Source organism: Sporosarcina cyprini, assembly GCF_022048975.1.
Taxonomy (GTDB): Bacteria; Bacillota; Bacilli; order Bacillales_A; family Planococcaceae; genus Sporosarcina; species Sporosarcina cyprini.
Window position 1 is genome coordinate 57,173 of sequence record NZ_JAKMHX010000031.1, and the last position, 10,376, is coordinate 67,548.

The following is a 10,376-nucleotide window of genomic DNA, read 5'->3' on the forward strand; positions in this document are numbered from 1 at the left end:
CTTATCCGTTCGAATAAAAGCGACGTTTGTTGATAATGCGGGACAAGACAAACAATATCCCTTCCATGACAACAACAGTTATCAGCAATACAAGAATTCCCCTGGTAAAGTCCATCGTCGTCGTATTCAGCAGGAAATTCTTTTCACCGGTTATGACGTTTCCAAAATCAAAGTACGTCTGTGGAAAAAAACTAATATCAATCCCGAATAACTCCCTTGACGTCCTTGTCAAATAGATCTTTTCGGAAAATAAGAGCAGACTGCTGATTACGAGAACAAGCCATTCATTTTTAAAAATTAAGCTGAAAACAACATTCAGCCTGATAAATAAGTACACCAATATTGGAATGATAATGGCTATTTCCCCTAAGAAAGAAGCAATCGTCATGACATCATAATGTTCCCTCGGAAATTCGTCCTTAATAAGAATGGTCGGTATTTTCAGATCAAAATAGCCAAAGCCATACTGAAATGCCAGCAAGAGCACTCCAAGCAGAAGAACAATTCCAACAACAGCGTGGGTATAAAAGAAAGAAGAAAGTGTCTTAAGGTTCAACTGCCGGTACCAAGACAACGGCAATCCCTGTAAGACCGATTTGTTTGGCCGGTCTCTTGAGAGTAAGTCACTGCTAAAGTAAATTGCACAAAACAACACAAAGTACATGCCATACTGTTGGAAGAATTTTTGCAATGCCTGCAAGCCTGTCTTCTCTTCGATCATCCCAAAAGTAATCGGATGCTCTTTCGCTAAATATGTTTCATAACGCAGCATTGTCTGTTTGTATAGATGCTCACGGTCTTTCCCCGGAAACGGAGAATCCTTGAACAGTTTTTCGTCTCTTATGTAATCAGATGAATCGCCTTCAAGATGATTCGCACGTAAATGCAGCCATCTTGTAGCATTGCCATCCTCATAAGCCGCTAGCATGGCGGAAAACATTCCATACGAATAAGCGTTCATTGCAAAGACTGGCATACCGGAGAATAAGATGATGCCTGTATTGCCTTTGGCAAGGCGGTATTCCTGTTCCGCCTCAAGCTCGGTCAGTTTGCTTTTCACCTCGTCCACATGGAATGTTTCCTGGGTGACTTCATTCGGCACGAAGAGAAAACAATAACTGAGAAGCGCAATACAAAGGAAAACGACAAATGGAATATTTTTTTTATTTCGGTACGTCAACAAAAATTCATGCTTTAAAAAGGTCCAATTCATGCTTTATATCCCTTCAAGTGATATAGTCTTGCAGCTACATAACAATTTATCAAAATATTATATTAATCTATTTTACAAGAATTTAACAAAAATTTCAATACTAGTTATGTATTTAGTGGCATTACTAACGTAGGATTGGTACTTCCCACAATAAATAATGCAGTACAATTTGATTTCCTGCTATTGAAGAACAGCAGACCGTTCCACATGCAAATGAGGTCTGCCTCCTTGCCAACTGACCGATACAGGAACAGAATAGGCCTCTGTTAAGAGATCACCGGTTAGAATTTTTTTCTTTTTACCCGCGGCAACAATTCTTCCTTCTTTCAATAAGAGAACATGTGTAATATCTTCCGTGATCTCTTCTATATGGTGGGTGACATAAACCAAGTGGCAATGTGCTTCAATGACAGTCCGTAATGTTTGCAAAAATTGTTCTCTTGAAAGGATATCCAATCCCGAACAAGGTTCGTCTAATATGAGCATGGTGGGGTAACTCATGAGTGATCTGGCGATAAACACCCGCCTTCTTTCCCCTTCCGACAATAAGCTGATCTTTTTCCCTTTTAAGTAAGTCAGGCGAAATTGGTGCAAAAGCATGTCAGCCCTGCTCCAATCTTCATCCGACGTTTGTTCGTATAATCCGAAACTGGCATATTTGCCGCTAACGATGACCCGTTCCACTGTTTCATTCAAAAACAATTGAGAAAATCGTTCAAGCGAGCTACTGACAAACCCTATCCTTTTCCTTAGTTCAGGCAAGTTGGTTTCCCCAAAGCGATTGCCGAATAGTACGACTTCCCCTTCTGTCGGAAATTGATGTGCCGCAATAATATTCAACAAAGTGGTTTTGCCCGATCCATTTAAACCTAAAATCGCCCAGTGCTCACCTTGCTTCGCTTCCCAATCAATTTCATTCAGGATGAGTTTCTCGCCTCTGCGATATGTTACTTGTTGTAATGAGATAATGCTAGAATCCATTGTCATACACCTTTCTCTTAATCAGTTTCCGTTTCGAAACGGACAGTTGCCTTTTTAGTCATGCATATTCTAATTGGACTGATGTTAACGATGTTCCAAAACTTTCGCTGCGTAATTCTTGAGATGCCCTGTGGTCGTCAGGAAGAGCACGTGAAAATTAGAGCTGACTGCCAACCAGCGGGACAACACAATCTTTTTTACAAACTTAGCAGCATTGATAATCCAATAAATAGGAACGCAAGCATTGTATGTGCTAAAAGTGCTTTTGCTAGAAATGCTCCAATTGTCATGACTCCATCATCCTTGTTGTGACTGCAAAAAACGTTCCCCCAGATCCCCCTATACAGCAGTCTTTTCATTTGTAAACACTTTGGAAATTTCTTAATTCCTTCCTCCCACTATACTCTCATCACTATGAATTTTCAATAAATTCTATGAATCTTTTTATGCTTGCTGAGATACGTTGGATGGATAACAGTTTATTTAGTGAGTTATATTCAGGCTGAGGCGTAGTGGAAAGTTACATAGTGAAATAACTTTTGACGGGGGGCAATACTCAGTTTAGATGGGCGGACTTTTATTGGGAGCGAAGCATTATTCACTTTGAGGGGCATCGGCCGATCCTTTGAATTGGTTAAAATAAATATTTATCTTCTATTATATTTATAAAAAGTACTATGAATGTGAGCAGCCTCACTTTCCTCTTAAAAATCATAAAGGCTGTCTCAGCGAACCAGTTTTCACTGGTTTTCTGGACAGCCAATTCTATAGGTTAGGCAACTGCCATTTTATCTTTTCTTCCCGTTTTCCATTGGATAGCGAACATGATAGCAAACAACGCCATACCGACGATGTCCGTGATCGTTTCTGGGAAGATCAACAATAGTCCAGTCGCCACGATGATGAGGCGTTCAATCAAGTTGCACTTACGGTACCAATAACCAATTATTCCAGCTCCAATCGCAACCATCCCAATGATTGCAGTAAATGTCACCCAGATGATTTCAAAGAAGGATGAATCGATCATAAGCAACGCTGGATTGAAGACAAACATATATGGAATTATGAAGGCGGCTATCGCCAATTTGGCTGAGTTGACCCCTGTTTTAATTGGATCACCGCCAGATATTCCCGAAGCTGCAAATGCCGCAAGAGCTACAGGAGGCGTAATATCCGCAACAATTCCAAAGTAGAAAACGAACAAATGCGCTGAGATAGCAATGACAATTGGTACAGCCGCATCTGTCGGCATATCCATCATCAATAGCTTAATTATGGCTGGTGCAGCAATCGTTGAAGTAATGACATAGTTTGCTGTTGTCGGAGATCCCATACCTAATACAATGGCTGCAAGCATCGTGAAGACGAGCGTTAAGACAATGTTGCCGCCTGCTGCTGCGATCAAGCCGTTAGCAAGACTTAGGCCAAGACCCGTTTTCACAACCACTCCGACGATAATCCCCGCACACGCCGTTGCAGCTGCGACAGCAAGTGCCGTCCGGGCTCCATCGACGAGTGCCATAATAATATCCTTGATGCCTAACCGTGTCGACTTATCGAAGAAGCTTACAATTAACGTCAAGACAATACCTAGCAACGCAGCTTTCATTGTAGGAATACCTAGCAATAGGAAGACGATGATCCCGATGATCGGTAATAACAAGTAAATTTTCTTTAACGTCTCTTTCCGATTCGGAATTTGATCTTCTGACATGCCTTGCAAGCCTACGCGCTTCGCTTCGAAATGGGTCATGATCCAGATGCCTGTAAAGTAAAGCAATGCCGGAATGGCTGCAGCCTTAGCAATTTCCCAATAGGTTACATTCCCGATGAATTCAACCATCAAGAATGCGGCTGCTCCCATGATCGGCGGCATGATTTGTCCACCGGTAGATGCCGCTGCTTCAACACCGCCAGCGAACTCTTTTCGGTAGCCAAGCTTTTTCATCATCGGAATTGTATAAGAACCCGAACCAACAACATTCGCTACTGAACTTCCTGAAATGGTCCCTTGCAATGCACTGGAGAAAATCGCAACCTTCGCAGGCCCTCCAGTTAAGCGACCAGCCAGAACAACAGCCAGGTCATTGAAGTAGTTTCCGACCCCCGTTTTGACGAGGAAAGCCCCAAACAATAGGAAGACAAAAATGAAAGTGGCTGACACACTGATCGGAGTACCTAAAATACCATCCGTCGTAAAGAACATTAATTGGACCAAACTTTCGACATCTTGCCCGCGATGTGCCAAGAACCCAGGGAAATAGGGTCCAAAGAAAGCGTAGACAAGAAACACAGACGAAATAATCGTGATTGGCAATCCTACTGCGCGGCGAGCCGCTTCCAATGTCAATAGGACTGCTGCAATACCGACTGTTAAATCGAGGGAAGACACTCTTCCAACTCGCCCAACGAGATCTTCATAAAACAATGGCCAATATAGTCCTACACAAATGGCGATCAATGAAAGGATAATATCATAAAATGGCACTTTGTTTTTCTTGACTCCTGGCTTCTTCCTAGCCGGAAAAAGGATAAAGACTAGCGATAGAGCAAACCCTAAGTGGATGGAACGTTGTATGTACGCAGTAAATGGCGTTCCAATCGACGTGTATAATTGAAACAGGGAAAATGCGAGCAATCCGCCAAATACGATGTATTTAAAAATGCCTTTTACATTTCGCGTATTGGACTCAGGATCATATTTCTGTAAAATTTCAAGCTGTTCCTCTTCCGACAACATGTCAAACTGCTCATCGGTCAAGTCATGCTGCTTCTTTTCTTTAACCACTCAAATTGACTCCTTTCATCATTTGAAACAAAGAGATTCTTTCAATACGAAATAGGTACGACTTCCCTCTCGTCAAATGTTGTTTTAGATCGTATTCATGCTGCTCATATCTGAACGCAAGATCGGCATCCACATCACCAACGTATAAGACGAATGACTCGATGGTACGATTATCATAAGTAAGCGTATACACGCCGTCCTTCACTGTCAGTGACTCCCCTTCCTCTGCATAGGCGGGCAGTCCGATCCCTACATCTTCGTATTTCATGGTCAGCATTTTGATGTTATCCCCGCGGACAACTTGATAGGTTTCCAGCACATTGGATAGAAAGATCGAGTGGACATATCGGATTTGAAATTCCGTTTCTTCCGACAGTTTCAAATAGTAAACTGCCGGGTGATCTGTCCGATACTCAGTAAAAGTGAATGCCTTTTGTATAGGCAGGAAAAAAAAGATGAGGGCGATTAGGAGTAACAGCAAAAGAATGGTCAGGTTGATCCGTTTCTTTCTCATCCGTCACTTCCTTTCCATTCGAGTAATGAAGAAGGGGACGGCAGAAGCAATCGCTTCACCGCCCCGTTCATTAACGTGCCGTCATGAATTACTTATTCACTTCATCGAAATACTTCTGTGCACCAGGATGTACTGGAATACCGATTCCATCAAGACCTGTTTCAGCTTTGATCAATTTACCTTTTGCATGCTCCAATTGGGATGCATTGTCATAGATCGCTTTCGTGATTTCATAAGCCAAGTCTTCTGGAACATCATTTTGAACGACAATCATCGCTCCAACAGAAACTGTCGGTGTTTCGTCTTTCAAGCCATATGTGCCAGCAGGAATGACGTCTTTTGCATAGTATTGATACTTGGAAATCAATTCATCAGCCTTTTCGTCAGATACAGGAACGACAAATACTTGAGCGCTTGCATTCAAGCCCTCAACCGCTCCAGTCGGTGTTCCGGCAGTAATGAAAGCGGCATCAATTTGGCCAGCTTGCAAGCTCTCTTGAGATTCACCGAAGTCAAGGTTCTGTGGTTGAATATCGTCCATTGTCAAGCCGTGAACTTCAAGCAGTTGTTCAGCGTTTGCATATGTACCTGAACCAGGAGCCCCTACAGACACCTTTTTGCCTTTCAAGTCTTCAAAAGTCTTAATGCCTGATTTTTCAAGTGTTACCAATTGAACTGTTTCTGGATATAGTGCTCCGATAGCAGAAACGTTATCAATTTTTTCTCCGTCAAACATCATTTCGCCCTTAGAAGCATAATACGCGATATCCGTTTGAACGAAAGCCAATTCAGCCTTGTTTTCTTTCAGGGCTGTCATGTTCGCAGCCGATGCTTGGGAAACTTCAGCCGTCGTTTTGATGCCTGTTTCATCATTAATGTAATTTGCGAGCGCGCCGCCGAGTGCGTAGTACGTACCTTGCGTTCCGCCCGTTAGAATACTTAGATATTTGAAGTCCTCTTTCTTCTTCCCGGAATCAGAACCCGAGCCTTTGCTTGAATCATCCGAACCACATGCCGCAAGAACGAGCATAGCGATCATAGTAACCAAAGCAAGTAAACGTATTTTACTATTCTTCATTCAATCTTTCTCCCCTTTTTTTCATAGTTTTGCAACTTAGTGTCCATTTTAACATGAAGGCTGACTCTTTTGTCAACGTTTCTTAGTAAATTATCAGTAAGTTGCAAGCGGTTCCAGGTTAAACCGCAACAAAAGAAGGACAGATTGAAACGCTCTGTCCCTCTCTTTACAACACTATTTACTGTTTGTCTTTGATATCGGCATAAGTAAGCCCGGCTTCTTCCAAGTCGCGCGTCCGGTGAGCAATCCGAGAAGCTGCACACGATGCGACACTGGCCACCAGGTCATCAAGAAATGTATGAACGCCGCGGCCTTTCTTCGTGTCCAGCTCATTGATGATGCCGATTTTATTCTTATCAAGATGGCCAAATGTCGTAACAGCTATCGAACCATACGTAAAGACGGCACCTAGCGCAATTGTCTCATCGACACCAAACAGCCCTTCGTCATTTTCTACAATCTGCTGGAGAGGTGCAGACAGCTTTTTCTGTTCTGCTAGTTCATCCAATTCAATTCCGACAAGAATGGCATGCTGCAATTCACGTTTCCGAAGCACTTTTTCAACTGAATCCAGGCATTCCTCCAAATCCAAACTCGGATTATAAGGTGCTTGCATTTCATAGACGATTTTCGCAATATCCTCAAGCTCCACCCCTCGGCGGATAAGCGCCTGTTTTGTCGCTTCCGTCACGACATCGGAATGAACGATATTTTTCCCAGTAAACATATCAATGACCCCTTTTCTTTCGAAAGAATCCAACTTCTATAAAGAGGAAGGGAAACCTCCGCTTTTTTGTACATCCTATCCAAGCATTATACCTGTTCTTCATCCTATGTTACAATTTCAATACATGACAGTCATGAGGAGGTCCCAAATTGAATTACGGTAAAATAGAAGAAGTAACCCTTTACAGTAAGGCACTTAATGAAGAGATGCAGCTGCTGATTCACTTGCCCCACCATTATTCGCCTTTATACAAGCACTCCGTCCTGATCGCATCGGACGGCAAGGACTATTTCCAATATGGCCGCATCGGCCGAGTGGCAGATGAGCTGATGGAAGAAGGCGAAATCGATAATATGATCGTCGTCGGGGTTCCTTACAAATCCGTCATGGAGCGCAGAAGGATGTATCACCCGGAAGGGGACAGGCACGAAGCATATATCCGTTTTCTAGCTCATGAGCTTATTCCCTACATCGATGAGAACTATCCAACGTATCAAGTAGGGGCTGGAAGAGGACTAATCGGAGATTCCTTGGCTGCCACCATTTCGCTGTTGACTGCCTTGAAATATCCGAATTGTTTTGGAAAAGTGATGCTGCATTCGCCATATGTGGACGAATCTGTCCTCGAAAAAGTGAAGCAGGCAAAAGACCCGTCCAGCCTTTCCATCTACCATGTCATCGGCCTGGAGGAGACCGAAGTCCAAACAACTGTTGACGGCATACGGGATTTCCTGACTCCTAACCGTCAATTGAATGAAGCAATTAAAGAAAAAGGCTTCCCTTATTTCTATGAAGAGTTCGAGGGAAATCATACATGGAAAAATTGGCAAAAAGATGTCAAGAGAGCTTTATTGAAATCTTATAATGATGCCAAATAAGACAAAAATCAAATGTATCTGTTATAATTAACCGTATCAGGTTGGAATCATATTCTAGAGGAGGTCTTTTATTATGAAATATGGTGTTGTTGCGTTTCCATCAAAAAAGCTGCAAGATTTGGCGAACGCCTACAGGAAGCGGTATGATCCCCACTATGCACTAATTACACCTCATATGACATTAAAGGATGTATTCGAGGCGAACGATACAGAAATTGAGCAAGTCGCAAAAGAGATTCGTAACATCGCGGCGAAAAACAGCCCCTTCGAATTAAGCGTCTCCAAAGTGAGCACATTTGCACCAATTACGAATACGATTTACTTCAAAGTGACGCCGAACGATGAACTGTTGGCGCTCCATAAAGATTTGGATGGTGTATTCACTGAAAAGCAGACAGAATACTCTTTCGTTCCCCATGTAACGATTGCACAAAAATTAAATCCGACGGAACATGATGACATTATCGGTCAATTGAAGATGATCGGCGTCGACCATACCGAGACGATTGATCGCATCCATCTTCTATATCAACTCGAAGACGGCTCATGGACAGTATACGAGACATTCCGTCTGGACGAGGAACAGTAAGCGTTGATCCGGGTAAAAGTAGCCGGTTCGGAACCGGAACGGGAAGACGCATTCTCCGTCAGGAAGATGGTATTTGTCGAAGAGCAAGGGGTGCCACTCAACCTGGAGTTGGATGAACACGACGCTTCTGCTGCCCATTTTATCGTCTATTCCGATGACCAGCCGATCGGAGCTGGTCGCATTCGGGAAATCACGCAAGGTGTCGGCAAGGTGGAACGTGTTTGTGTGTTAAAGGATTTTCGAGGCAAGCATTTAGGGAATTTGATCATGCATTCCCTTGAAGAATATGCACTGAAGACCGGCATGCATAAAATTATTCTCAATGCCCAGTCCTATGCAGTTCCATTCTACGAAAAGCTAGGCTATATCGTAACGTCGCCAGAGTTTATGGATGCTGACATTCCCCATCGTGCAATGGAAAAAATGATCACGCAATAAGAAGAGGCTGACATGTCCGATCTGATTCTCAGATGGACCTCGGCCTCTTATCATTTTTATGTATATTTGTTAATACTGAAATCCGTTGCTTGTTAGGCAACGGGTTAGACTGTAGACAAACTCCAGGAATTCGGAGTTTGTCTACAGTTTTTTCGTTTATAACGAATAAAGTAATAGGAAAGTTGATTTGCGCTACGGTTGGACGCTTTCCGCGGGCACGGCTTCAGCCGCTTCCTTCGCTGCGCTCCGTCCAGGGTCTTCAGCTCGCGCTGTTCCCGCTGGAGTCGCCAACCTCCGCTCCAATCAACAGGGTGTTCGCAATTATTATCGGGCGATGGTTATGATGACAAAAAACAAATCAACGAGCGTAAAGAGTTAGAAATGCTGACCATTGAACAACTGGTACCGCAAGATCATCTTGTTCGCAAGCTCGATGCAGCAATTGATTTCTCTTTCATTATCATTGGTCGAAGACCTTAATTCGGCAGTTGAGAGACCCAATATCGAGCCAGTAGTTTTGATCAAAATGACTTTCATAGAAGGTGAAATCCCACAGGAAAAGCAGTAATACGGAACGGCTTTTGCGATAAAAAGCGCATTTGGTGCAAGCTTGAATCACAAATTAACAGAGATAGGATGCCGGCCCAAGGAAACCGACCGCCAGGAGCAGAAATCAACATTGCAATAATTTTTATGTGAGCAGTGGTAACAATTTATTTTTAAACGTTAATTAATATTCTTTTGTCTAGGCACAAAAACCCGCTGCCTGTTAGGCAGCGGGTCAGACTGTAGACAAAAGGGTTGGAAATCAAATTGATTTCCAACCCTTTTCGTGCTTTTTTAGTGTTTTTTTGCGAGAATGCGTCCTAGCACTGTTCTATTTTCCTTTTAATTAGGCCACGGCTGGTGCTTTCCATGTCCAGCTGGCCAATTTCTTAAGATTTAAGGCAGCAAAAGTCAGCATCGCCTGCATGGACAATTTTTTGAGCCCCCGGAGGGTTGTCCATCGCATGCCATGCTTTTCTTTGGCGTCTGCAAAGACACGTTCAATCGTCTCTTTGCGCTTCCCGTATATCTTTTTGATCTCATGGTGATGTCTCAATTCTTCCGCTACATCCAGGTAATCCTGCCAGATATGTCGTTGAATGATTTTCTGCTGATTCTTACTCT

The 10,376-nt window shown here is 43.1% G+C and carries 10 protein-coding genes and 1 pseudogene; 4 read left to right on the forward strand and 7 right to left on the reverse strand.

The annotated features are described in order from the left end of the window. Position 1 precedes the first annotated feature (1 nt). The 6 genes from L7D49_RS16570 to L7D49_RS16595 all read right to left on the reverse strand — a co-directional run bounded on the left by L7D49_RS16570 (position 2) and on the right by L7D49_RS16595 (position 7,301). A complete protein-coding gene (locus L7D49_RS16570) occupies positions 2 to 1,213 on the reverse strand; it encodes a hypothetical protein (protein WP_238082928.1) in 1,212 nt (403 codons plus the stop codon). Positions 1,214 to 1,393: 180 nt separating this feature from the next. After that, a complete protein-coding gene (locus tag L7D49_RS16575) occupies positions 1,394 to 2,200 on the reverse strand; it encodes an ABC transporter ATP-binding protein (RefSeq protein ID WP_336246399.1) in 807 nt (268 codons plus the stop codon). Positions 2,201 to 2,966: 766 nt separating this feature from the next. After that, the gene (locus tag L7D49_RS16580; protein WP_238082950.1) at positions 2,967 to 4,934 is read right to left on the reverse strand and encodes a TRAP transporter permease; all 1,968 of its coding nucleotides are present in this window, start codon (positions 4,932 to 4,934) and stop codon (positions 2,967 to 2,969) included. 40 nt (positions 4,935 to 4,974) lie between these two features. Then, on the reverse strand, positions 4,975 to 5,496 hold the full coding sequence (locus tag L7D49_RS16585) for a DUF1850 domain-containing protein (protein ID WP_238082930.1): 522 nt from the start codon (positions 5,494 to 5,496) through the stop codon (positions 4,975 to 4,977). A gap of 88 nt (positions 5,497 to 5,584) precedes the next feature. Continuing rightward, on the reverse strand, positions 5,585 to 6,574 hold the full coding sequence (locus L7D49_RS16590; RefSeq protein WP_238082931.1) for a TAXI family TRAP transporter solute-binding subunit: 990 nt from the start codon (positions 6,572 to 6,574) through the stop codon (positions 5,585 to 5,587). Between the two features lie 178 nt (positions 6,575 to 6,752). Then, positions 6,753 to 7,301 carry a phosphatidylglycerophosphatase A family protein gene (locus L7D49_RS16595; protein ID WP_238082933.1) on the reverse strand — a complete coding sequence of 183 codons (549 nt, stop codon included), beginning with the start codon at positions 7,299 to 7,301 and terminating at the stop codon, positions 6,753 to 6,755. Positions 7,302 to 7,450: 149 nt separating this feature from the next. Here L7D49_RS16595 and L7D49_RS16600 point away from each other — a divergent pair, with 149 nt between their 5' ends. The 4 genes and pseudogenes from L7D49_RS16600 to L7D49_RS16615 form a co-directional block, all read left to right on the forward strand. Further along, positions 7,451 to 8,179, forward strand: coding sequence for an alpha/beta hydrolase (locus L7D49_RS16600; RefSeq protein WP_238082935.1), 729 nt, complete (start codon positions 7,451 to 7,453; stop codon positions 8,177 to 8,179). Positions 8,180 to 8,252: 73 nt separating this feature from the next. Next, on the forward strand, positions 8,253 to 8,768 hold the full coding sequence (locus L7D49_RS16605; RefSeq protein ID WP_238082937.1) for a YjcG family protein: 516 nt from the start codon (positions 8,253 to 8,255) through the stop codon (positions 8,766 to 8,768). A gap of 3 nt (positions 8,769 to 8,771) precedes the next feature. Continuing rightward, the gene (locus tag L7D49_RS16610) at positions 8,772 to 9,206 is read left to right on the forward strand and encodes a GNAT family N-acetyltransferase (RefSeq protein ID WP_238082939.1); all 435 of its coding nucleotides are present in this window, start codon (positions 8,772 to 8,774) and stop codon (positions 9,204 to 9,206) included. Positions 9,207 to 9,587: 381 nt separating this feature from the next. Beyond that, positions 9,588 to 9,747: pseudogene (locus L7D49_RS16615) on the forward strand (transposase); the annotation flags it as partial. Between the two features lie 351 nt (positions 9,748 to 10,098). On the opposite strand, the gene L7D49_RS16620 reads toward L7D49_RS16615, so the two are convergent. Further along, positions 10,099 to 10,376, reverse strand: a 278-nt coding sequence (locus tag L7D49_RS16620; protein ID WP_238082941.1) for a transposase, incomplete at its 5' end; no start/stop codon positions are given.